16 protein-coding genes are annotated in these 24,270 nt (G+C 54.4%); 5 read left to right on the top strand and 11 right to left on the bottom strand.

What is annotated here, in order from left to right:
• Positions 1-25: 25 nt before the first annotated feature.
• A complete protein-coding gene (gene zwf / locus VLV32_08955) occupies positions 26-1,438 on the bottom strand; it encodes a glucose-6-phosphate dehydrogenase (GenBank protein HUL42014.1) in 1,413 nt (470 codons plus the stop codon).
• Positions 1,439-1,968: 530 nt separating this feature from the next.
• Here zwf and VLV32_08950 point away from each other — a divergent pair.
• Positions 1,969-3,729: an ABC transporter ATP-binding protein/permease gene (locus tag VLV32_08950; protein HUL42013.1), complete on the top strand. Its 1,761-nt coding sequence runs from the start codon at positions 1,969-1,971 to the stop codon at positions 3,727-3,729.
• 191 nt (positions 3,730-3,920) lie between these two features.
• Here VLV32_08950 and VLV32_08945 read toward each other — a convergent pair whose 3' ends face one another.
• Positions 3,921-4,106: a hypothetical protein gene (locus VLV32_08945; protein ID HUL42012.1), complete on the bottom strand. Its 186-nt coding sequence runs from the start codon at positions 4,104-4,106 to the stop codon at positions 3,921-3,923.
• A 343-nt stretch (positions 4,107-4,449) separates the two neighbouring features.
• Between VLV32_08945 and VLV32_08940 the strand changes: the two genes are divergently transcribed.
• Positions 4,450-4,875: a hypothetical protein gene (locus VLV32_08940; GenBank protein HUL42011.1), complete on the top strand. Its 426-nt coding sequence runs from the start codon at positions 4,450-4,452 to the stop codon at positions 4,873-4,875.
• 370 nt (positions 4,876-5,245) lie between these two features.
• On the opposite strand, the gene VLV32_08935 is transcribed toward VLV32_08940, so the two are convergent.
• Complete coding sequence (locus VLV32_08935; protein ID HUL42010.1) at positions 5,246-5,758, bottom strand: hypothetical protein; 513 nt, start codon at positions 5,756-5,758, stop codon at positions 5,246-5,248.
• Between the two features lie 71 nt (positions 5,759-5,829).
• Entirely contained in the window at positions 5,830-5,985 is a 156-nt protein-coding gene (locus VLV32_08930) for a hypothetical protein (GenBank protein ID HUL42009.1), read from the bottom strand.
• 442 nt (positions 5,986-6,427) lie between these two features.
• On the opposite strand from VLV32_08930, the gene VLV32_08925 reads away from it, so the two are divergent.
• Together VLV32_08925 and VLV32_08920 are read left to right on the top strand one after the other, a co-directional pair.
• On the top strand, positions 6,428-6,910 hold the full coding sequence (locus VLV32_08925) for a hypothetical protein (protein ID HUL42008.1): 483 nt from the start codon (positions 6,428-6,430) through the stop codon (positions 6,908-6,910).
• A gap of 27 nt (positions 6,911-6,937) precedes the next feature.
• Positions 6,938-7,639 (top strand): TetR/AcrR family transcriptional regulator, encoded by a 702-nt coding sequence (locus VLV32_08920; GenBank protein ID HUL42007.1) that lies wholly within the window; start codon positions 6,938-6,940, stop codon positions 7,637-7,639.
• 607 nt (positions 7,640-8,246) lie between these two features.
• Here the strand turns inward: VLV32_08920 and VLV32_08915 are convergent.
• The gene (locus VLV32_08915; protein ID HUL42006.1) at positions 8,247-8,759 is read right to left on the bottom strand and encodes a hypothetical protein; all 513 of its coding nucleotides are present in this window, start codon (positions 8,757-8,759) and stop codon (positions 8,247-8,249) included.
• A 510-nt stretch (positions 8,760-9,269) separates the two neighbouring features.
• Between VLV32_08915 and VLV32_08910 the strand changes: the two genes are divergently transcribed.
• Positions 9,270-10,382 (top strand): DUF2914 domain-containing protein, encoded by a 1,113-nt coding sequence (locus tag VLV32_08910; protein ID HUL42005.1) that lies wholly within the window; start codon positions 9,270-9,272, stop codon positions 10,380-10,382.
• Between the two features lie 347 nt (positions 10,383-10,729).
• On the opposite strand, the gene VLV32_08905 is transcribed toward VLV32_08910, so the two are convergent.
• From VLV32_08905 to VLV32_08880, 6 genes are all read right to left on the bottom strand, one after another.
• The gene (locus tag VLV32_08905; protein HUL42004.1) at positions 10,730-11,683 is read right to left on the bottom strand and encodes a phosphatidate cytidylyltransferase; all 954 of its coding nucleotides are present in this window, start codon (positions 11,681-11,683) and stop codon (positions 10,730-10,732) included.
• A complete protein-coding gene (locus VLV32_08900; protein ID HUL42003.1) occupies positions 11,680-12,258 on the bottom strand; it encodes a lysophospholipid acyltransferase family protein in 579 nt (192 codons plus the stop codon). Before VLV32_08900 ends, VLV32_08905 begins: the two co-directional genes overlap by 4 nt.
• Before the next feature lie 19 nt (positions 12,259-12,277).
• Positions 12,278-12,916: a CDP-alcohol phosphatidyltransferase family protein gene (locus VLV32_08895; GenBank protein HUL42002.1), complete on the bottom strand. Its 639-nt coding sequence runs from the start codon at positions 12,914-12,916 to the stop codon at positions 12,278-12,280.
• A gap of 412 nt (positions 12,917-13,328) precedes the next feature.
• Positions 13,329-14,696: an HlyD family type I secretion periplasmic adaptor subunit gene (locus VLV32_08890; protein HUL42001.1), complete on the bottom strand. Its 1,368-nt coding sequence runs from the start codon at positions 14,694-14,696 to the stop codon at positions 13,329-13,331.
• A gap of 95 nt (positions 14,697-14,791) precedes the next feature.
• The gene (locus tag VLV32_08885) at positions 14,792-23,653 is read right to left on the bottom strand and encodes a calcium-binding protein (GenBank protein HUL42000.1); all 8,862 of its coding nucleotides are present in this window, start codon (positions 23,651-23,653) and stop codon (positions 14,792-14,794) included.
• Positions 23,650-24,270 (bottom strand): hypothetical protein (locus VLV32_08880; GenBank protein HUL41999.1); only part of this gene is annotated, 621 nt, incomplete at its 5' end. The genes VLV32_08880 and VLV32_08885, both read right to left, overlap by 4 nt.

Below are 24,270 nucleotides of genomic sequence, written 5' to 3'. Positions count from 1 at the left end.
CGAACGCGACCTCGTTAGCCCCCCGTCATGTTGACGCCTTCACGAGTACCGGGTTGTGCCAGCGTCCGTCTGGCGCAATGAGCGCATCAGCTTGTTTCGGCCCCCAGCTGCCCGGCGCGTAGGGGCGAGCGCGCTCGTGGTTGCTGAGAACTGGATCGACCACCGCCCAGGCGGCTTCGACCGCGTCCTCGCGCGTGAAAAGCGCCCCGTCTCCGGCCATGGCATCTTCCAGCAGACGTTCATAGGGTGGTTCCTCTCCCGGATGTTCATCCAGCAGATAGAGCTCGCGCTGGTCGCCGACGAACTCCTTGCCCACTCGCTTGACGCGCGCAGCAAGAGCGACCGCGGAGTTCGGCGATATGCGGAAACGCACATAATTGGCCCGATCGGCCACTGGTGCTGAATCGTCAAACAGCCGCTGCGGCGGCGGCTTTAACTCCACCAGGACCTCGGCCGCTGTTGTAGCCAGACATTTGCCGGAACGCAGGTACCACGGCACCCCGGCCCAGCGCCACGAGTCGACGAACAGCCGCAGGGCGCAGAATGTCTCGACGTCCGAGTCCCCCGCCACGCCCGGCTCGTTTCTATAGCCGGCGTACTGACCGCGTACCACGTCGTCTGGCTGCAGTGTGCGCATGGCCTGAAACACCTTTGCTTTTTCGTTGTGGACGGCGCCGAAGCCCTGATAGGCCGGCGGCTCCATCGCGAGCAGCGCAACGATCTGGAACAGGTGGTTCTGAATGACATCGCGCAGACAGCCGGCACTTTCGTAAAACGCTCCACGACCTTTCACACCGAAATCCTCGCTCAGCGTGATTTGCACGCTGGCCACAGTGTTACGGTTCCAGATCGGCTCGAGGAACGAATTCGCGAAACGGAAATAGAGGATATTCATGATCGCCTCCTTTCCGAGGTAGTGGTCGATGCGGAAGATCGAATCTTCCGGAAACACCGCCTGCGCGATACGGTTGAGCTCGCGCGCCGAAGCCAAATCGCGCCCGAACGGCTTTTCGACGATGACGCGCGCATGCTCGGCCAGGCCCGAGGCACCGAGCCCTTTGATTACGGTGGCGAACAGCACGGGTGGAATGGCGAGGTAATGCGCAGGGCGCCGCGCGTCGCCCAACGCCTGCTTCAACGCTTTGAACGTACCGAATTCGTTGTAATCGCCGCCCACATACTGGAGCAGAGAAAGAAGATGATCGAGGGCGTCCTGATCGTCGATCTTGCCGGCTTGCTTCACGCTGTCCGTCGCGTGTGCGCGAAGTTGTGCCGGGCTCCACTGGGGAGCGGCGACGCCTACCACCGGCACCTTGAGCGCTCTGCGTTTGGCCATCGCGTAAAGCGCCGGAAAGATCATCTTATGGGCGAGGTCGCCGGTCACGCCAAAGATCACCAGTGCATCAGCGGACGTCGTACGGCTATCGATATTGCCCATCCCAGCGCCCCTCTTTCTTTTCCTTATTCCCGCCAAATTGCATTCGCATTGGCAGCGTCAAGTCAACAACATGGTAGTGTAATCGTCGAATGGGCACCACCCAATTGTTATATCGCCATATTGCGACGGGTTGCTCTGGCACAAAGCTCGTCTTTACGCCGTCATTGCTCAAATCGGTCAGAGCTCCCTGCCCGCCTCGTGCATTGTTTTTCGAATTGGCGAAAGTAAATACTCCAGCTCGGTGCGGGTGACCGCAGAGGTACGCCGGTCACGTGGCTCGCGCTTAAGTGCAAAAAGCTTCCTATGACGCTCGCCTAGAGGTTCGGGCGCGCTAGGCCCACCCTCAACCACGTCGTCCCTTGAATTGAGAATCGCTCGCGAAAGTCCGCCACTCTATTTTGCAACAACGCCTGACCGACGTGGTCTTAATAGTAGTTTAGTCGGTCCCGCTGCGATTGAAACGTGCGGCCGAAGCCGTGACAAGATCTTCGCAATATAGCCCAGTTTCGTAAATATTAGATGGCCCCACGATGAGCGATGAGAATCGAAGCTCCCTGCGCGCCGCATGGCAACTGGCGAAGCCTTATTGGTCGTCAGACGACAAATGGAGGGCCTGGGGCCTGCTTACCGCGGTCGTTGCGCTCAACATCGTTTCCGTTCTCATTAACGTGCGCTTCAACTTTTGGTTCCGCGATTTCTTCAATTCGATCCAGCAACTAAATTATTCTGCCTTCAAGCATCAATTCCTTATCTTCGGTGGCCTGGCGGCCGTAGCGATCGCTATCCTGGTCTATCAGGTCTACTTGCAGCAGATGCTGCAAATCCGCTGGCGACGTTGGCTTACACGACGTTTTCTCGATACCTGGCTCGATGAACGTGCTTATTATCGTTTGCAGTTGCTGAACAGCGGCACCGACAATCCGGATCAGCGTATCTCCGACGATCTCGATCGCTTCACCGGCCAGACGCTCGGGCTTGTTGTCGGCACCAATGGATTTCTTAACGCGGGTATTACGCTTGTGTCCTTTCTCGGCATCCTATGGACGTTATCGGGCGCCGTGATGCTTCCGTTGGGGAAATTCGGGGAGGTGGAAATACCGGGCTATATGGTCTGGTTCGCGTTGATTTATGCCGTGGGCGGTACCTGGTTGGCCTTCCGGATTGGACGGCCGCTGGTGCAACTCAATTTCGCCCAGCAGCGTTTCGAGGCTGATTTCCGCTTTAGCATGATGCGCCTGCGCGAGAACGCTGAAAGTGTCGCGCTTTATGGCGGCGAAAAACGCGAACACCGATTTTTTATCGACCGTTTCCGTTACGTAGTCAATAATTTTTGGAGCATCATGAAACGTACGAAACGGCTGAATTGGTACACCAGCAGCTATAACCAGTTCGCCATCGTTTTTCCCTACATCGTGGCCGCGCCGCGCTATTTCGCCAAAATCATCACCTTCGGCGCGCTGCAACAGACGGCGGATGCATTCGCGCAGGTGCAACTGTCTCTGTCTTTTATCGTCAATTCCTATACCGCAATCGCCCAATGGCAATCGGTCGTACAACGATTGGGAAATTTCGATGCGCGCGCGCGTTCGATAGCGGCGGAAGCACGCGCGCCGCAGCGCATTTCGATCGAGCGCGCAGGCAATGGAATTTCTATCACGGCGCTAAATCTTGAATTGCCTGACGGAACAGTTTTGCAACGCGACATTCATTTCGAGGCCACACCCGGCGAATGGCTGCTCATCACCGCGCCGGCCGGCAGCGGAAAAAGCACCCTGTTGCGTGCGATGGCGGGAATCTGGCCCTTCGGCAGCGGTGTTATTCGGATCGGCGAAGGCAAAACGCTGTTCCTGTCGCAGCGGCCGTACATTCCCCTTGGCACGCTGCGCGGAGCGCTGCTTTATCCGAATGAGGACGAGAATGTCTCAAAAGAGTGCCTCGCTGCAGTTTTGACCCAGGTAGGGCTCGGCGGTTTCGCGCGCGATTGCGAAACACCTGACAATTGGGCACAGCGCTTATCGCCGGGCGAACAGCAACGACTGGCCTTCGCTCGCATCCTGTTGAGCAAGCCGGCTTTTATTTTCATGGACGAAGCGACCTCGTCGATCGATGAAGCAGGCGAAGCCGAGCTTTATGCGCTGCTGCGCAAGGCACCCTGGAAACCAACCGTCATAAGCACCGGTCATCGAACCTCGCTTAGCCAGTTTCACGATCGTGTACTGCCTATGAAGAATTTAGCCAGAGTAACTGTGGGTCAGCTCAGCATGACCCGGTTAGGCGTTGAGGAAACGTAAAAAGCGTCTTTTCAGTCGGATAAGGGGCGTTTGTCGGCATAGTTCTCACGACGGGCGCGACGAGCCAGCGACGCTTTAGCTGTCGGCGGGGAAAAAGTGCCAGGCTTGGCTCATGCATAATGAACGCCGTTGGATTAAATTGCTCTTACGGTCCGCAACCGTGGCTTTACCCTCCTCCTCTCTTGCATCGATCAGAGCTCCCTGCCCGCCTCGTGCATCGTTTTTTGGATGGGTGACAGCAAGTACTCGAAGACCGTGCGGCTGCCAAGATTGATTTCAGCGTCAACCTGTATGCCCGGGTTCAAATGGTATTTCGCGCAGTCCCGCTTAAGCTGCGGCGCTATCAAAGGTACGATTGTTCGAAAGTCGCTCTGCACCGGACTGTCCTCCGCAATCGTCCGGTATTGACCCTGAACGAACGTCGACTTCCGATCCAAGGCAGACTTTCACGCAAGGTTGGGCTGCACGTCAGAGACAGGTCCACTAGATCGCGTGTCTTGTGTTTAACGGGATGGCAGTCTTTACTTTTATTGAGTTGGTGGTTGAACTTTCTGCTCACGGCGTCTGAGAAGCTCTACCGCATCAGCTAACCGATTCGTGGCTTCATCGCGTGTGCGATTGAGCACTGCATTAGCTAGGAGCATCCAGTATAATGCTGCACATCGTCGAGTCGACGAGCCCGTGCATTACGTAACAATTTCTGACGAAAGGACCCTCACCGTGAAGCGTTTCCTATTTGCACTTGTAGTTGCCGCAGTTACTTCTCCCGTGTTAGCCGCAGATGTCGGCGTATCCGTCCAGGTCGGCGAGCCCGGCTTCTATGGCCGCATCGATATCGGCGATTTCCCTCAGCCGCAATTGATCTACGCTAAGCCAGTCGTTATCCAGCGTGCGCCAGCGGGCGTAGCAAGCGAGCCGATTTACCTGCACGTACGTCCGGGCCATGAGAAGAACTGGCGCAAGTACTGCCACAAGTACAACGCCTGCGGGGAGCCGGTCTATTTCGTGAAGGATAGCTGGTACAACAAAGAGTACGTGCCACGCTACCGTGAGATGCACGGCAGAGGTCAGGAAGAGCGTCATGGCGATGAACATGGCGAGGGACACGACCATGATCATGGGAACGGTAAAGGCCACAACGACTGAGCCCGGTCTGCTCCTTGACGCATGATTCCCACCGGGGGCCGCGTTAAGCGGCGCCTCGGATCGGAGCATGATAAGCCTGCGCGAACAGGGTTGGGTCTTGAAACATCAGTTATCCCGTATTCTAATTTTCCACGAAAAATATTAGGCCTGGCTTACCGCCAGACGAGTTCTATCAGGATATGTTGCTCTGGCACAAAGCTCGCCTTTACGCTGTCATTCCTAAAGCCGATTACGGCCCGCGCCCTGATTCGTTCATGATTTTTTGGATCGGCGAAAACCATCAACCGGCGCCTTTATGCAATTGGCCAAGCCTGACCCAATGATCGCACGCATGACGCCCAAGCTGGATTGCACATTAGCGTTTCCTTGGCTAGCCAATGGCCACCATTTTTTCAGTGCCGTTTCGTTCCGCGTGCATCGGTAGAGCGGCGTCCCGTGCTACATAAAAAATTAGACCAAACAGCACCGCACATCCGAGCATTGCTGCTGCGCTAATTAGTAGCGGCTTGCCCCAGGGACGACGGGCATAATCGGCGCCAAACCTCTGTTTGACGTATTTCACTTGAGAACGGCCTACAGCGAAATACCAGATGAAGAGATACAAGTAATAGAAATTCATCATGCTGTTTGCAATGTGCAGGTCGGCAACTGCAACAAATGGCTCGACAAACACAATACCGGCTAGAAGCACAAGACTGACCGAGAACCAACCTTTAGACGCGATGGCCTTCTCAGGCTCGCCAAGCGTTTGCCAATTCAGCGCCTGCAGATATGACCCAAACGCTGGTGTGAAAAGAATACTCCAGTTGGCTGCTGCATTCGGGTTCCAGATCGCGCCAACTTCCGCACTGCATGGAGGGGGGTCCGGCTTGGCTAATTGCATATTGAGCTCCATTGTGACGTGCTGCTCTTACGGCGTAAACCTCGGCTTTACGTTTCCATGGCTTGCGCTCATCAGAGCTCCCTGCCCGCCTCATGCATCGTTTTTTGGATGGGTGACAGCAAGTACTCGAGGACGATGCGGCTTCCAAGATTGATTTCAGCGTCAACCTGTATGCCCGGGTTCAAATGATATTTCGCGCCTTCGCGCTCGAGGTACGGCGCTTTCAAATATACGATTGTGCGAAAGCCACTTTGTACCGGATTGTCGCCCGGTGAATTATTTTTGTCGGATTTTGCAGGCAATTTGCTTGCATCGGGGCTGACTGGAAGGAAACGTCCAAAATCAAATTTACGCTGTCTCGATTGACCTTACGGTTCCGCCGTGGTCCCGCTTTGCGGCGCGACAGTTTGTCAAGCTGACCCCCCCGACAGGCGACCGGCTCCGCTGCGGCACAGCAGAACAGATGGAATTCTCGAAAGATTCCAGGTATGCACGAGTATGGCGCTATAGAAGAATCTAATTAACACATCAATGATTTAAAGAGACATTGCCACTGAGGTTATAACGCAACGCAACGGTATCGTTGCATTTTGTGTTGAGTTGTAGTAGTATGCCCACGGTTTGACTGTATCCGTACCGATATCGAACTGCTTTTCAGGAGTACCGATCATGAAGAACAGAACCCTCGTACTCGCCAGTTTTCTTGCTGTTGCAATCATCATCGCCCCCGTCACGTCGGCATTCGCGGGGGGGCCGCATTATGGCGGCTATTATCGGGGGGGCTACCATGGCGGTGGCCCGATCTGGGGACTCGGTAGTGTAGTCGTCGCCACCGCGGCCGCCATTATCACCGCGCCGATCGCAATTCTGGCCGCGGCTGCCTCGCCCACCTACTATGGCGCGCCGCAGGCTGCACCCTACGGCATTCCGGCAACAACTGTCGCCTACGACGCTACGCCCGGAGTGACGTATTACGCTCCACCCCCGGCGCCGGTGTATTACGCACCGCCGGCGGTGCCCGTGTATTACTCTTCGCCAGTGGCAGTGTACTATGCGCGGCACCCGGCGTACTACGCACCGCGTCCGGCCTATTATGGTCCTCGCTACAGCAATTACGCACCGCCGCGTGGCGCCCACTACTACTCACGTTAGGTGCACGGTGGCAGCGGGCATTCGGCTTTGACCGAGTCAGCCCCGAGCGCAGGCCATCACAAAGCGGCGAGCAAATCGGACGTTGTCTCGCCCCGAGGCGGCCGCCCCTCAAAAGCCGACGCCGAGCAACTCGCCCATCGTATCGTTGAGGCGGCGACCGAACTGTTCTTCACATTGGGCTACGGTGCTACGACCATCGAGGCGGTGGCGAAACGAGCTCGAGTGTCGAAGCGCACGTTTTATCACCGCTTCGAGAACAAATCCGCACTGTTCAGCGCGGCAGTCCATCGCACGATCGAACGCCTGCGCCCGCCGGATGTGCCGCCGCTTCACGGGGCGAGCCTCCCGGAGATCCTGCGTAGCGTAGCGGATCTTGTCCTGCGCGCTGCCTTATCCCCGCCAGCGATCGCACTACATCGATTGATCGTCGGGGAATCGGGCCGCTTCCCGAATTTGGCGGCGGTTGTCACTAACCAGGGCGCCAGCGAAGAAGCTGTTCGGCTGATTGTGGGTGTGCTCGAACGCGAAGCGCACAGGGGGAATCTCACTCTGGATAACCCGACGTTCGCCGCGCAGCAGTTCCTGCATATGGTCATCGCCGTGCCACAGCGTCGCGCGATGGGACTCGGTACGCCGATGACTTCTACTGAGTTCGACCCTTGGGTGCGAAATGTCGTCAATCTATTCCTGAACGGCTGTCGCGGCTGGGAACGTACAGCAATTAGCTAAAGCGTGCGATTGTGCGGCAGTTGGACAGGTACCGGATGCCGCAGCGTGGTCAAGAAAACGGGCTCAGGTCTTCAAATTTCAGGTCTCCCATATTCTCATTTTCCACGATTACTGGTCAGGCTTGGCTAATGGTTTGAACGGCTTTACAGAAATATGTAGCTGTTATCCCCCACAGCTTTGGCTGACGTACCGGTGGCTTTTCGTGATCAAAGCTCTCTGCCCGCCTCGTGCATTGTTTTTTGGATGGGTGACAACAAGTACTCGAGGGCCGTGCGGCTGCCCAAATTGATTTCGGCGGAAACCTGCATGCCCGAGATAATAATGTGTGCGTCCCCTTGATCACGATCGCGAGGTTAACAGATAAAGACGCTTTAATTAATCTATCGGACACCAAAACGCGTCCTGCGGCGCGACGAGTGGATTATCCAAGATGTGAATTAATGTGTGCCCTATTACTAATCGGCGCCTTGACCAATCTTGCAAATGGCCAAATGATCGATTTTCGTTTCCCCACTCTTATAGAAATAACAAAAGCAGCTATGGTGAACTTCCCCCAATGTTTGGTAAATAAGACCGCTTTGAAAATAAATAGGATTTACTCCAGAAATTATTTTTCGTTGACGAGCAGTCCATCCAACTTAAAGGATAAGCGATAGCCATTGACGTTTGCGTATATAACCTGCCCAGCTCTCGCGCTTGGTATTTTCGTACAAGAACGCTTGTAGTCCAAGGTACGAGTCTCAATATTTCGCTCAGCAGAGACGAACCAATCTGGAGAATTCCACGAAAAATTTTGGGCGGGCTCCCTGCCTGTATTTTGAATTTGAACTATGATCTCAACAGGTTTGCCCTTGGTTGGTTCAGCGCTCATGCTAGCATTTGTTGGCCCGAGCCGCGCACGTTGACCACTGGTAAAAGCTTTCTCCGAGACCGACGGAAGTTTAGCCGAGGAATTTGCCGAGGCAGTAGCGGCATCAGCAGCCTGTTTAGTTAGGGCTAAGGACTCTTTGGTTTGGGCAGCGTGCCGGGCGGCGGTATCTTCAGCGTCAAGCAAGAGTCTATGAGTGTCATGCCACAGCAGCATAGTGAAGAACGCGAGCATCGCTGTAGCAATAAACAAGCCTGGTTCTGAGATTTATTTCCGTTCAATTCGTGACCGCCGGGTCGCCTTGGACGGCTCCTCCTCTTTACGATTACGGGGGGCTTCTACATTTAGCATAGCGGGGTTTGGTCTTAAAATGTCAGCTTCGTCAAATTCGCCATCCCGGCTGCTTAATGACGTCGCTCGTCGTAGTGTAGTGCATCCCAAAGTACCACTCAATCTTGGCCAAGGTAAAACCATACTTCCATGTTTGGCATCAGCGTCGAGATTTGAATCCTAGATTTCCAATCTCAGTTTAAATCGCGTGATCCAACATCGGGCGTTCAAGATTCAAGATGTACCAGAAGATTTGGGGACGCACACCTTTTTCTAGGCCTTTTTTGGCCGTCCGCGTCCCATTTTAAGGCTCTCATTTTAACGCTTCTCGCGCCCTGCTCGCGTGGTTCCCTTCTCGCGCAATTACACACTCGCCCAGAGCTCGTCATTTTGGGGTAGATTACTGTACCGTGAGTTGTGTTGGACGCAACCGTGAGAAATCAATACGCTAATGCAAGACCTAACCACAATTTCCTGCTCGCCCGCGAGCGCGGAATTGCCGTCACGTCCTTCGTCGGCGGCTTCGTGTTCGATGCGTTCACGGTCAGGCGCATCGACTCCTGGTTCGCGATCGGCCACCAGATCGTCTATCTCGCGTTCATCACGATCGTGCTGACGAGAATGTTCTTTGAGGAAGGCGCGCCGCCGCGCGACCTCGAAGGAACGTTCGCGCTCAAGCGGTGGTATTTCCGCTACCGCATGGCGATCGTCAACTTCTGCCTCGGAACGCTGCTCAACGTGTATACGATCTTCTATTTCAAGAGCTCGTCGCTCGCGGTATCCTTCGGGTTCCTCGCGTTCCTCGTCTTTCTCCTGGTCGCCAACGAGTCCGAGCGCTTCAAGTCTCTCGGGCTCGCCTTCAAGTTCGCGTTGCTCAGCCTGTGTACTCTTTCCTTCTTCGCCTACATGGTTCCGATTCTGGTCGGTTCGATGGGACTGGTCGTATTCCTCTTCTCGATCCTGGCCGGATGCCTTCCCATCGTCGGGGTTAGCGGGTGGATCAGGGTTCGCGCCCCAGACCGGGTCCGGCAGGCGAGCAGGCAGATTTCCGTGCCTCTCGGTCTGGTGCTGATCGGCTTCCTCGCCTTCTATCTATTCAGGCTGGTGCCGCCGGTGCCGCTCTCGATACCGTTCATCGGCGTCTATCACGACGTCGAGAAGACTGAGGAAGGCTACCGCCTGAGCCACCAGCGGCCGGCGTGGCGCTTCTGGGAGAACGGCGATCAGGAATTTCTCGCCCAGGGCGGCGACAAGATCTACGTATACTTCCGCATCTACTCTCCGACGCGCTTTTCCGACCAGGTGACGATGCGCTGGTTCTGGAAGGATGACGGGCGGGGCTGGACGCTGCAGGACGCGATACCGATCAACATCGTCGGCGGCCGCAAGGAGGGATTCCGCGGCTACGGCGTGAAGTCGAACTACCAGTTCGGCGACTGGAAGGTACAGGTCGACACCACCGACGGCCGCGAGATCGGCCGCGTCTATTTCAAGGTCGAGACCGCGCCGATCGCGCCGCGCGCTTTCGAGGTCGACCTCGACTAGCGCCGCGCCAACGGACCGAAAAAAACCTGGAGACTCGGGCTTTTCCTGACTGACCGCTCGGTTATGCGACAGGCTTGATGTTGACCGCCTGATTGCCCTTGGGGCCAGTCGCCCCGAACTCTCCAGCAGGCGCACCGCTACGAGTTTGAACTCCTTGGTAAAGCCCTTGCGCTTTATGCGACACCTCCATCGGGATCATTGTCCCCATTTCGGTGTTTACGAAACCCGGGCCACGTCAGGATGACCTTTGGGCCGTACTCTGCTTTGCCCCCCGATTGGCTCTCGAACCGGGGACCAGAGAATTAACAGGCGCTAACTGTAGCTATTGTTAAGGCGTCGCCAGAATCTCATGTAAAAAAATAACGCGTCAGGTGGAAAAAGACCGGGGCAGAAAAACATAGGCTATCGATTCGATCCATTATGCCTCCGTGACCAGGTATTAAGGCTCCAAAGTCCTTGACCCCGCTGCCCCGTTTAGTCGCACTCATGACCAACCCGCCGGCAAAACCCATGAGACAAATGACAAGAGCAAGCGCACCAGCCTGAAGGATGGTGAATGGCGTCATCCCGAAAAGGCCCACGCCCAATAAGGTCCCGAGCGTGATTCCACCGACGAAACCTTCGATCGTTTTGTTAGGACTAACGTGCGGTGATATGGCGTGTTTACCGATTAATTTACCCACAATATATTGAAATACGTCACTTGCTTGCACGACAAGGACCAAAAACAGCATTAGCTTAAAGTTTTGGCCGGATTCGCTGTATCGCGGAATTTCCAACATAAGAATAGCCGGCACATAACTGACAAAATACACGGTGACCATCATGCCCCATTGAATTCGGGCTGCGCGATCGAGAAATTCCTGTGTTGCCCCAGCGATCGCAGCGCGGGTTTGCAGCCATATTAATGCGTAAACCGGAATGAATATGGTAAAGAGGCCATACCATTTAATGGCAACGAGAACATAGTTCACGGGGAGAATAACAAAAACCAGCCAGATCAAAATGCGATGATCCTGACGTATCGTTGGTGAAAGGGCGAAATATTCTCTTAAAGCCAGAAACGATAGCAGAGCAAATAGGACGACGGAGCCGATCGGCCCAACGGTAACCGCAAGCATAAAAACGGCCACCATCACCCACCAAGCCTTAATACGCGCATTGAGGTTGGCAATGACTTCGCGCCCCTTTTCGGTTGAAACACGTCGTGAGAGCGCCCAGCCTACAAGGCTAGCTATGATTAGCACGCCAAGAAGCGCGGCCAGAATAATGACAAATTGGGGATCGTGGAACAGTTTCACGGCGCTGCCAACGCCTGCAATCGCGACTGTGCGCGTGCGGTAAAATCGGCCTTTGTTTCTCCTTCCTTGAGCGTAAATCCTGATCCAAAACTTACCGTACAAAAAACAGGCACAGGAATTAATTCGCCTTTAGGCAGGACCCGATTGAGGTTATCAATATAGACCGGCACTAACACTATCGCAGGATGTTTGACCGCCAGATGATAAAGGCCACTTTTGAAAGGTTGAATATTTTGACCTGTACCACGCGTGCCTTCCGGAAAGAGAATAAGGCTCTCACCTTGTGCTAGCGCTGTTTCAAGATCATGCAAAGGATCCTCATGGAATGATTCCCTGTGTCGCACCACAGGAATCGCATGAAACACGCGCTCAGCGAGGAATCGTCGCCACCATGAAGCCCACCAATAATCCTTGGCGGCTACAGGGCGGACATGCTTACGTTGTGACCGTGGAATTAGCCCCCAAATAATGAGCGTGTCCAAATGGCTCGTGTGATTAGCGTAATAGATGCGCTGCGTCGGAGGTTCAAAACTGAAGCCCCGGTTTTGGGCAACGGCGCCGGTCAGCAGCTGCATAAGACCAATGAGGAGAAACTCAATTATCATGGTGGCCGGAAAGATTACGATTTAGGTGGAATGTACGACGCATTATAGTTAAGGCGCTGCCCAGTATGATTACGCCCACGGTTATGGCGAGTATGGGCAGACTGGGTAGGAATGCGGACAAAACGCTTCCCACCGTCAACGTGAACATTCGGTGCGGTTTGGCCATCGGACCGCAGAAGTCCTGTTTAAATCCGAACGAGGCGCCAAGTGCTCTCACATAAGCGGTCAGCACGGCCAACAAAGAAGCTATCCAACCCAACTCTGGCCATCCTGCAGCATAACCGGCGGCCACGAGAAATATGACATCAGCCATCCGGTCGGGCAATTCGTTGTAAATTCCGCCGGTCGGCGTTTTTTTGCCTTCTTCTACTGCCATCAAGCCGTCGAGCATGTTGGAGAGAAGACGTAACTGAATACACAGAGCGGCCAAAAGCAGCAAAATCAATCGTAAAACTGGTCTCTCGGTATTTGAGCCCCAGTATGCTCCCGCTCCTAACAATGCCAGACCCACGCTCGCTAATGACATCTGGTTGGGAGTGACCCCCTGTTGAACAAAGAATCGCGCGAGTCTACGTGCCCAAGCCCGTTGCCGGGTTTTAAGTGGGCGACGGTCTGCATTGTCACTCATGCCTAAATGGTCTCATAACAATAGAATTTATAGTAGACGCAACGGGACTCAACGCGTTCTTTCGCGCGTCCAAATTGGTAGGCATTCCGTTTTTTACTCCCTTAGACGAGGAAGTTCCGTGCCAAAGTATTTTACGCGTTTATGCGATTCACCAGACGGGACGCTCAACCACCACTTGAATTCTTGATCAAAACTCGATCCGGGGTCTGCCAATTAGCAGTCAGTGCGAATGATCGTTTTGCATCGGAAAAACAAATTTGCGAATGTCCCCTTATGACCAATACCAGGTGTTCAAAGATCGCACCTACTCAGGCCCATTCACCATTCGAAGGGATGGTCTGGTCGGGATTCGCCTCGCTTACGCCGGTCTTGTCCATCAATACGATGAACCCGCAAAATATTCCAACGTTGCTCAGCGTTCGCGCCCTGCTTCGTGCATGGTCTTCTGAATAGGCGAAAGCAAATACTCTAAAACCGTGCGGCTGCCGAGATTGATTTCGGCGGAAACCTGCATGCCCGGGTTCAAATGATATTTCGCGCCATCGCGCTCGAGGTACGGCGCTTTCAGAGACACAATTGTTCGAAAGCCGCTCTGCACCGGGTTCTCGCCGCCTGGATTGTTCTTGTCGGATTTCGCCGGCACCTCGCTTGCATCGGGGCTGACCTGCAATACCTCGCCATCCAGCATGCCGTACTGCTGGAACGGATAAGCGGTCAACTTCAGTTTCACCGGCTGCCTGGGCCGCACGAAGCCCGCGTCCAAATTGGTGACCCAAACTTCCGCCTGCATCGGGTCGTTGCGCGGGACCAATGTGAGCAACACAGTACCGGGAGAAACCACGCTGCCAACCGTATGCGTAGCGAGATCTTTGACGATGCCGTCTTGCGGCGCTCGAAGCTCCAGCAGCGCACGCTTGTGTGATTCCTTTTCCCAATCCTGCTGCAGTTTCTCGTAGTGACCCTGCGCTTCTACTTGCTCATTCTGCAACTGGCTGCGATAAGTGGAAGTAATCTGCGCGATCTTTTTTTCCGATTGCGCAATGCTCGCTTTCAAGCTCGCCACGTTGTAATTCTGCGCGCGCAGGTCCTGCTCTTTTTCGATGCGGTCACGGCTTTTCTCAACCGCCATGAGCTTGGTGGCGTAGCCGTCTTTGGCGAGCTTCGCATAAGCCTCTTCCTGCTGACGATATGCGGGCAGCGTCTGAGTTAACTTGTCCTGAATTTCAATGGCGCTTGCCAAGTCTTCCTTGGCCTTGCGCAATGCAGCCTGCTCCTGCTGCAATTCGTCCAGATAAGCCTGTCGGCGCTCGTAGTACTGTGCGTCCACCTTTGCGAACAGCGCCGGCGAATCCTTGCTTTCTTTCCTGAGCGGAGCGCCCGAAAGCTCAGCTTCAATACGCCGTAGTTGAAGACTCTTCAGCGCGAGTTCGCTTTGCAGCGTTTTAATATCCGCTTCGGAAATGCTGGTGTCCATGCGAATCAGTACTTGCCCTCCGCGGACTTCATCGCCTTCCTTTACCAAGAGTTCCTTCACGATTCCAGAATCGGCGGGCTGAACGATTTTGAGAAAGCTTTGCGGCACGAGTTTTCCCTGGGCCACGGCAATAATATCGAGTCGCCCGAAAATCGCCCACAGCAGCATCACTGCAAACAAAACCAGAACGGTATAAAGCACCAGCCTGGGCAAAGGCGAAGGCGGCTGTTGCTGCGCGCGCAGAATGGCCGGCGCAAAATCCAGCGCATCTGCTTGAAGCTTGGTTATTCGCTGCAGCACCTGCATTTGTATTACCCTCTTTTTATCTCTTACCGCTTACCGTTTACCGCTCACCGCTTACCGCTCACCGCTTACCGCTTACCGCTTACCGCTCACAGTTCTTAACTTAATTTCACCGTTCCCTCTTTCAAGGTGTCAAGCGGACGCGGGGTCTGCGGCTGCGTCCCAAACTGCGGCGCATTGAGCACGTCTCGCGCCGCAGTTAATCCGATTCCCGTAAGCGAGCCGTTCTTGCCGTATTGATACGCGAGATCGCCGCCCAGTGCTTCACTATCGCTGCCCGCCAAATGGGCATCAAGCAGGCTATTCATCATGCGCCAGTGATCGAGGTTCGGATTTGTGCTTCGAGCATGGTCGAATTGATTCACCAGCGCGGTGAAGTCGAAATCATTCACGCGCGTGTTAAGCAAAGGATTGGTCGAGTTCGGATCATATTTCGTCATGGCATCGGTGATGACTTGCAGATTCAACACGCTTTCGTTCTTTAATGAGGCGTACCAGTCCCTGAGGGTAATTGTTTCGCCTTTGCCGACTTCGACGATGAGATCATTGTTGTTCTTGGATAGCGCCAGGTCCTGGTAGCGAATGCCCCCGCCCAATGACAGCGTGTTGTCCCCGGAATGGCTCGGATTAACCGTATCGCTTCCGTCGCCTCGATTGAAGGCGATGATGTCCGCGCCTTGGCCTGTAGTAATGCTGTCATCGCCTTTGCCGCCGATGAAGAGCTCGTTGCCACCGCCGCCCGCCAAGCTGTCATCGCCCTTGCCGCCGTCGAACAGGTTGTTTCCTGATTTATCTTTAAGAATATCGTCGCCATTCCCGCCTTCGAGAATGTCATTTCCTTTCCCGCCCTTAAGGACATCCTCTCCAGCCCCGCCGTCGAGCAGATCGTTGCCCTCACCGCCCAGAAGGGTGTCTTTGCCTTTGCCCCCGTACAGCAGATCGTTGGCGGCGCCGCCGGCTAAGACGTCTTTGCCGTTGCCTCCGGTAAGAGTCACGCCGGATCGCTGGCTGTTTTGCAAGGCCATGTCATCGAGCATTGCCGCATCCCACACTGTGCCGTCAGCGAAAGTGGCTTGCTGTAGCGGAGAGGTATTGGCATCCAGGTACCAGCCTGATACCCGCACCTCGTTGCCGCTATCGTCGGTTAAAAGCAAATCCAGTCCATCGCGGCTGACACTGATGTTGTTTGGCGCGATGCCGTTGCTAAACTGTATGCTGCCCTGATTGCTTGGATTGGTCACGACATCATTCCCGAAGCCCGGGTCGAATATATAGGTGTTGTTCCCCAAGCCGCCGTTAAGCAAATCGTTGCCGCCCAGACCATTGATGCGATCATCCACATTGGTGCCGGTGATGGTGTCGTCTCCCGCCGTGCCGCTAAGATCAAAGCCCTTGGCAACGAGGTCGCTATAGCTCAATACCGTGCCGTCAGCAAACTGAAAGTTGGAGATGGAGGGATTGGAAAAGACATCGTTGGGGTCAAAATCATCGATGTGGATGGCATCGCCCTGATTACCGACGTGAAATAGCAGTGAGCCCAGGCCTAACGAGATGGATTCCGGCGTAATTCCTTCACCAAATAAAATCGTGTTGTCGCCGCTGGAATCCTGGATGTGGTCAACTCCGTTGCCTGAGTTAAAGACATAGGTGTCATTTCCCGCGCCGCCTAATAGGGTGTCGTTCCCCAAGCCACCGCTCAAAATGTCGTTGCCTGCGGTTCCAAAGAGTACATCATCACCCGCAGTTCCTTGCATAGCGTGTTGAATTGCTTCCGAAGCGTTCCACTCCGTACCGTCTGCGAACTGATAACGTTCGATGCTGGTGCCAATCAAATCGAGGTCACCGGCAAGCGTAATTTGTACGCTGTCACTTTGATCCCAAGAGAAATTCAGGAAACTGCCGCTCGGATCAAGCCGCACTTTGACATCGTTGGGACTCAAATCATCTCCAAATTGCATCGTGTCGGCTTCGATAACACCACTTGAAACAAACCGCTCAAGGGCGGCATAGTCGGTGGCGCTGACGCCAGGCGCGGTCGGCAATGGCTCGACTAGAAGGAAGCGCTGCAAATAGTTGGCGTTTAGATCGTTAATCAGTAGTTGTTTTTCGCTAATCAATTCCTGGAAGTCCTGCAGTATCATATGAGCAGGATTTTGAAACTCAAGATTGAGGTTATCAGGGTGTTCAAGGAAGAACTGATACAGTTCCTGTGCGCTTTCCAATTTTGCAGTCTCTTGCTGCAATTCGAAGTCCCGACCTTCCTCAGGCGTTGCGAAGGACATATTGGGATCGAAATTGTTGTTGACATAGCGTCCGCCATTGTTCCGCCGGAACTCGACGTCGAATATGCCGATTGAAGCATAGTAGCAAATATTGAAAGCATCGCCCCCAATGCCTCCTGTATCCGTAATCGTGTCGTTGCCGTCGCCCCTGTTATATACATAGGTGTCGGCTCCGTTTCCTCCATCGAGCATATCGTCGCCGGCGCCTCCGTTGAGCGTGTCATCGCCTTCCCCGCCGAAAATAGTGTCGGCGTCATCACCCCCGCTTAACGTGTCGTTGCCCGTGTCGCCTATCAGCGTATCATTCCCCGCCCCGCCATCAAGCGCTGTATTTCTTCCGCGCGGACCCACGAGATTATCGTCGCCATCGGTGCCAATGATCTGAGGATCAAAGCTTGGCGCAGGAGGCGCCAATGCGATGAGTTGTTGTAGATTCCACGTGGTGCCGTCAGAAAAAACGAAGTTTTCGACAGTAGAACCGATTGGGTCGTCAGCATGTGGAATGAGAATCCGCTCTATATGGTCGCCAAAGCCGATGTCAAGTGTGGTATAGGCGGTCTTCCGATCCTCGTCGCTTCCGCTTACATTGGCCGTAACCTGTCCCCACGTTAAGTTGAGATCCGACGGTTTCACCCCCTCGGGAAAATTAAGCTGGTCCTGTTGTATAACCCCTAAAGCATAAAGAGGAGCAAGCACGGCAAAGTCGTTGGCTGCAGGCAATACCGGCAGCGGCGGCAGCGGCTCCACAAAATGCACAAAGGCTGCAGCCTTGCTTGGCACGACATTGAAATAATCTGCCGCTTGATCAAGTGAGTTAAATATTGGGATTTCATTACTGCCGGAGTAAAACTTGCCAGGATATGCGTGGCGTTCTTGCCAATCTTCTATGCCGACTGCCGGGTAATAGCGCTCGCGGAAAGTATCTTCATCAGGGATCGTGTCCAGGCCTCCAATGATAAGATCGGTATTGGATTGACTAGGATCAACGCCGAATTCGCGCCCATTCACCAAGAGGTTATATCCAGCGCCTCCAATGAGCGTGTCCCCGCCGGTGACTAGATCGTCCCCGAACAATTTGTCGTTGCCTGCGCCGCCATAAGCGGTTTTGGCCGCTGTAATCACGTCATCTCCAGCGCCGCCGTCAGCAAAATACCCGCCCATGACCGTATCGTTTCCGCCGCCCGCTTTGACCAACGTGGTCGCTCCGGCAAAAATAATGCTGGCGGAATCGCTGGCATCAATTTCGCCAATTGTCGCGGTCTCCTGCACCGCAAAAACGGTGGCTTGCACCTGCGCCGGGAATACCCCGCTCACCGGACTTCCGTTTGAATGAAACGCTCCAGCCTGTCCTACTACGGTTGCCGAAAAGTTATGTTGTGTTATGGTGCCTGTAGTGAAACCGATCACCGGCCCTTCTGGTAAACCCGGCTCCGGCGGCCCATGCACTGCCTGATTAGTATTGATAGTTGAATATTGATTGAACACGTTATAAGGCTGCTGCCAGGAAGCATCGACTGTACCGTGAATGATGCTCTGAACGCGGGACGTCCCCGAGACGCTGTCGCTGATAAAAGCACTGTCTGAAGCGATGACCTGACTGACCAAGTTTGCAGTGTTGTGCGAGCCGCTAACAGGGCTGGTAATCCAATTGACTGTTACTGAATGGCTGCCGGGGAGAGGTGAAATGACACCGTTGGGGTATGATTGGAACTGCGAAGTTGTGGTCGATTCTCCGCCGCCATAGAACGCGTTCAGCTGCGGGAAGCGCAAATCTTGTTCGAGATGGTCAGCGTCAATTAGCTGGTAGCCTTGAGCGAGGTAAGACGAGACAATGCCCGCCTTCAAGGCGTTCCGTGCCCGGTTGAACGCGTTGTCGGCGAAATTTTGTTGCGCTTCGTCGGCCATGCCCGCGGCGAGCGTTTGTGTAGCACCGCTTGAATCCCGTAGGATCCATTCCTGGTTACCGAGAGAATAGTCCTTGATAAGCGCTCCGTCTCGGCTGCTGCCGACGGTAAGCAAGAGATCGTTCCCAATCTGCGACGTTGTGACATCGGCAAAGCCTAAGCCCACTTGCAGCGCGATGGTGTTGGCGCCCGAGTCAACCCAGGAATCTCGCCCCGTACCGGCACCGAACGCATAGGCATCATTTCCACCAAGACCCATGAGCGTCTCGTCGGAAGGCGTACCTGTCATCGTGTCATCCAGATTCGTGCCCACAATCGGCGCGACCGCCAGCGTATTCAGAAAATCGGAGGTGACCGCGCTGCCGTCTCCGAAGACAATACGCTCAATGCGATTGGCGGCGTAATTGAACTGCCCTTGCACCGTAACCTGGTCGCCGCTCCCGTATTCTATAATCAAGTCACCGTTCGCGCGGCGCGTGAACGCCACGTCCGACGCAAAAATATCCTGAGCAAATTGAATGGTGTCGGAGCTGGCAAGATCAGGAATGCTGATTGCAACCATTCCCGCATCGGCGATGACGTCGTGTCCGTCGCCTCGGGCAAAGAAGTACGTGTCGCCGCCTGCGCCGCCTGCAAGCGTATCATCGCCCACGTCTCCACGCAGATTGTCACCGCCGTCACCGCCAACCAGGGTGTCATCGCCTGCGCCGCCGACGAGCGTATCGTCGTTCGCGAAGCCGTTAAGCGTGTCGTCGCCCCCGAAACCCTCGAGCACGTCGTCGCTCGGGCCGCCGCTAAGCGAAAGGCTCTGGGTGAACGCCGTATTGAAAAACTGCTTCTTATTAAGTACTGTGCCGTCGTCAAACTGAAAATCGAAATTGACGTCGGATATATCCCCTTTGATGTGCAGGCCGCCAGGAATGCCGGGTATGCTATCCGTCGCACCCGCCGCCGAAACAATCAGCTCGTTCTGCCCCTGATCATCGGTTGATATGGTGACGTTAAGCTCGCTGGCGTCATTGAATCCGGCGAGGATGATGTGATTGTTGCCCTCGCTATCAATGATGGTATCTGATAAATCGGCAATGTACGTGTCGTCACCCGCACCGCCTTGCAAGATATTCGTTCCCGCGCCGGCGTCGAGCAGGTCGTTTCCGTCGCCGCCCACAAGAACATCGTTGCCATCGCCGCCACTAACCTGGTCGTCGCCCGCGCCGCCGTTAAGTTGGTCGTTCCCGTTACCGCCGTCTAGCACATTACTACCGTCGCCACCAATCAGGATGTCGTTACCGTCACCACCCAGTAGCGTGTCATCCCCACCTTGGCCGTCCACGATATCGTCACCCGCGCCTGCGTCAACCAAATCCGCATCACCCGAAAAATCTGCGCTTCCATTGTCACCCACGATCTGATCATTGCCATCGCCGCCGAAGATTGTGTCCTCCCCCATTCCGCCGAGAAGCGTATCATTTCCGCCACCTCCATCGAGGGTGTCGTTCCCATCGTTACCTTGCAAATCGTCATTGCCTGCGCCGCCGAAGAGCAAATCGTCTTCGCCTTCGCCTAAGATTATGTCGTTGCCATCACCCCCGTCGATGTAATCGTCGGCATCTTGAGAAGCGGGGAAATTAGGAGCATTACCATCACCTTGAAGGTAATCGTCCCCCGTTCCACCCAGAATGACGTCATTCCCTGAGCCACCGAATATGACATCGTTACCAGCGTCGCCAGAGAGATAGTCGTTACCGCTTTCTCCCATAATGTCGTCGTTGCCGTCCCCACCATAAATGACATCGTCTCCGGCGGCATTAGGATCGGTGCGGTCATTGATTTCAGTAAATATATTGGTTAAATCGCCGCTCAGGAAAATTCGGGTGCGCGTCCAGTTGAAGTCGGCGGCAACGAAGTCCGAGTCTCCGTCAAGAAAATTGTCCCCAGCACCGCCCACCAAGATGTCGCTACCTGCGCCGCCAAGGAGCGCGTCCGAGGCGTTGCCGCCCACCAGCACATCATCCCCGGCTCCACCGGTGAGAAAATCCCCTTGGCCAGGGTCGGCCAGCCGTCCGGTCTGAGTAATGGCGGTGGCGAGATCGATTTTGCTGTCGGCATAAATTTGGTCATTGCCTGCGCCGCCATCCAGGATGTCTGCATCCGTTCCACCTTGAATCGCATCGTTTCCCTGGCCGCCGTTCACGATGTCATTTCCCGCTCCCGTCTCGATCTGGTCGTTACCGCCGCGGAAATCGTTGATCACATCCATGCCATCCCCCGAGATGATGTGATCGTTCCCGGCACTATCATTGAGCGTATCGTCTAATGGGCCCGGTTGGCTGGCGTCGGTAATGAGATTACCGAGGTCGTCGGTTTGGGTTTGGATGCCTGGGCTGCTCGGATCAATATCAAAAGATGCAAAATCACCGACGATATCGCGCGAAGTTGTCGGATCGACGAACGCATCCTCGAGGTGAATTCCAAAGTTTCCTGCCTGGAAATTATCAACGACGACTTGTGTTCCGGTTTGGTTGTCGGTGAAGGTAAAAGGCGAACTGTGGGTGACCGTTGTTGCTCCGTCGGGTGAAGTCCAGGTATTTTGCGCGCCGGTCCCAATGAAGAGGCCTGCGAGGTTTTTTCGCGTGCCGTCCGGTCCGATGAACAAAACAGTATCCCCCGCCAGATCCGAGGCCGAATCGATCAAACGCTTCGTGCCGGTGCCGGATATTTCGTAGGTGTCTCTGCCAATGCCTCCACTCAAGACGCTGTTTCCATCTCCCACTGTGAGCATATCGTTGCCAGCATCGCCTTCCAGATAATCGTTGCCTCCGTCGCCGTGAATTTCATCATTGCCCACACCGCCATATAAATGATCCTCGCGGCTTGCGCCGTCAATTACGTCCCTGCCTGTGCTGCCAAAAATAAAATGCTGAAGGGAATTTGGATTCTCCCCGCTCGACGCCACAAACTTAGAAGTACGATCCTCAAATTCTTTCGCCTCGAACTGATATCCCTGCCTACGCGCGTCGGGACCGTTCGGAAATGAATTCTGATCGGACGTGGTTGGGTCCTCGTAGAACGAGGTTAGATTAAGTGACGTGATATAAAATTTGCGTTCAAAAAACCCGGCGCGATCTTCCAAATACTGTGACGTAAGGCCTTGTGGTGCGGTGATGGGATCGTAAAAGTCCATTTCTCCCGCATTCAAACCGCCTGCTTGGAACCGCGCATAGAGCCCGGTATTCTGAGTGTCAATGACCGCAAATGGATCCAGCTCGGTGAGCGCATATCGGTAGGCGATATTGTCATGTACCGCAACCTGCAACTGCTCTGCAGATTTCGAAGTCAGATCGACGATCTGCACCCGGCCTGCTGCGGCGCTGAAGTTTGTACTGTTAATTAGGTCTGAAATATTATTGTAAGAGCCATTGCGGGAATTAAAGTCGCCGAATCCACTAGCTCCAGACTTATAATTGGTAGACGTAACGTTAGACCCAAAGAACAATCGCCGCAGCGCATCTAATGCATTTTCCAGCGCATCGTCCTCGGCTTTGGCGCTGGCGCCGCTGATGACAGAGCTTTGCGCAAATTTGTTGGACGACGCCGAAAAAAGCTTATTCAATGTATCAAGCGTAACCGTCGGATCAAGCGCTTGATACGCGCGCATGAGCGCAAGCGAATCGGCGATGAGCACGATCGCGTGCGCATTGCCGAAGTCCGCAGCGGAACCGAATATACCCTCCAGGAACGGCTGCGCTTCGACGAATATACCGACTTCCGGTCCGTGTACGCCCGAGTTAGCCACGGCGGTTGCCGCGGTCGGAAATTCCTGGCCGTAAAGTTGGGTAATCATTCCCGCTGCGCCATTGCGCAAATCCGAGCTGCCCCGATCAAATGGACTTAGCGGCGCAAGCCCGAACTCCAAGCTGGTGGCATCCTGCGCCCACTGGTAGCGCGGGTCGCTGTAAATGCTCAGCGGATCAAGAGGTCTGTTTGCTTCCCGCGCATTGAGAGCCGAAGTGTAGTCCAGCAATCGACCGTCCGATGGAGCAAGCCCAGACGCAACACTCGCCGCCACGGTTGGGTCCGCCAAAACTGCCCGGTAATAATTAACGATTGCGGTAGGGTCATCTGCATTGGCGCTCCAAGTGCTGCGGCCGGCGCCATTGAACGTGTAGGCGTAATTTAGGGCAACGTCCGTATCATTGGCATGCATCTCGGTAAACACCGTAGCTAAATGTCCGCCCAATGAGTAACCGGTAACGTCGAGTTTCGAGCCTGGTGGCAGCTTGCTACTTTCCTTCAGGAATGTGTAATAGTCTTCAAGTGCGGAGAGCTGCGCCAATGCAAAGCCGCTCCTCACAATGCCGTTGAGGTCAGCCCCAAACACATCGCGGCTGCGGTCGCCGCCATCGCTCGCAGTGCGAAACTCGGTAGAGCGGATCGCCAATGTGTATTCGTTTGTTCCTTTCCTTTGAATCAGGGTCGCGGAGAACCCCGTGTTGGCAGGAATGTTCGTGCCCTCGTAGTACATTGGGCCATTCCGCGCCGCCGTCGGATTGTCCGAGGCTTGAGCGATAATCTGAAATTTGCTCAGAAATTCGTCGGCTTGGGCTTCAGTAAAGCGCGTAAAGCCTCTCGGTTCAAACCCAATGCGATTGTTTCCTGCGAGGAGCAGTGGCCTGACTACTTCAGGTGCATATTGATTCGACCCTTCCAAATAGCTTTCTGCAGCCATTTGCTGAAGAACAAAGTCATACCACGTTTGAATTTCTGAATTCATTTTGTGTCTTTCTTAACAGGTATTAATACCGCTTCAATTAACTCGTAAAGCTGCTGTCCTAGGTAGCCAGCAGATACTACCGGCTTCGCATCTGGGCATTGAACAGCATTTAGCCACCAAACGCCTCCTGGAGCATTTGGTACTCTGCCTGTTCGCGCATAATTGCGAAACACTGCCAAGACTTCATTGTTCATTAAGTCGAGGACAATCCATTCATTTCCTGCAATGATATTCTCACGATCACGAGGACGTTTGACACCGCGCCAAATTAAGCCATACCTGCTCTTACGATCTGGAGTTTGTTCCACCTGTTTTGGTCGTGTAGTTCCCGGTTCAAACCCGAACGCCCTCTCAAATTGGTTATTAACGGGATTTTTCTCTTCGACATAACGATAAAAGCGAATACCTGGAATGATGAAGATCGTACTACGATCACCTGGCGTCGCGCGATATAACTGAAACATTCGCTCAATATCGGGTGCCTCAAGCTTATAACGGTCCATCAGTTCATCATCTGTTGGCCGGTTCGGCGGGCGCATAAAATAGAATCCTTCGACATTGTCCACTGTCTTGTAAATGAACTCTCCCGCCTCCGTCTTACACAGGTGCTCGAAGTA

This window comes from Burkholderiales bacterium, assembly GCA_035518095.1.
Lineage (GTDB): Bacteria > Pseudomonadota > Gammaproteobacteria > Burkholderiales > JAHFRG01 > JAHFRG01.
The sequence above is the reverse complement of the archived record's forward strand: the minus strand, read 5'-3'. Positions and strand labels throughout refer to the sequence as shown.

What these genes read in the sequence shown, in the direction of transcription:
- VLV32_08900 (HUL42003.1), bottom strand. Translation starts at nt 12,258, where the DNA reads ATGCAGCTGCTGACCGGCGCCGTTGCCCAAAACCGGGGCTTCAGTTTT.
- VLV32_08895 (HUL42002.1), bottom strand. Translation starts at nt 12,916, where the DNA reads ATGAGTGACAATGCAGACCGTCGCCCACTTAAAACCCGGCAACGGGCT.
- VLV32_08950 (HUL42013.1), top strand. Translation starts at nt 1,969, where the DNA reads ATGAGCGATGAGAATCGAAGCTCCCTGCGCGCCGCATGGCAACTGGCG.
- VLV32_08935 (HUL42010.1), bottom strand. Translation starts at nt 5,758, where the DNA reads ATGCAATTAGCCAAGCCGGACCCCCCTCCATGCAGTGCGGAAGTTGGC.
- VLV32_08890 (HUL42001.1), bottom strand. Translation starts at nt 14,696, where the DNA reads ATGCAGGTGCTGCAGCGAATAACCAAGCTTCAAGCAGATGCGCTGGAT.
- zwf (HUL42014.1), bottom strand. Translation starts at nt 1,438, where the DNA reads ATGGGCAATATCGATAGCCGTACGACGTCCGCTGATGCACTGGTGATC.
- VLV32_08925 (HUL42008.1), top strand. Translation starts at nt 6,428, where the DNA reads ATGAAGAACAGAACCCTCGTACTCGCCAGTTTTCTTGCTGTTGCAATC.
- VLV32_08885 (HUL42000.1), bottom strand. Translation starts at nt 23,653, where the DNA reads ATGAATTCAGAAATTCAAACGTGGTATGACTTTGTTCTTCAGCAAATG.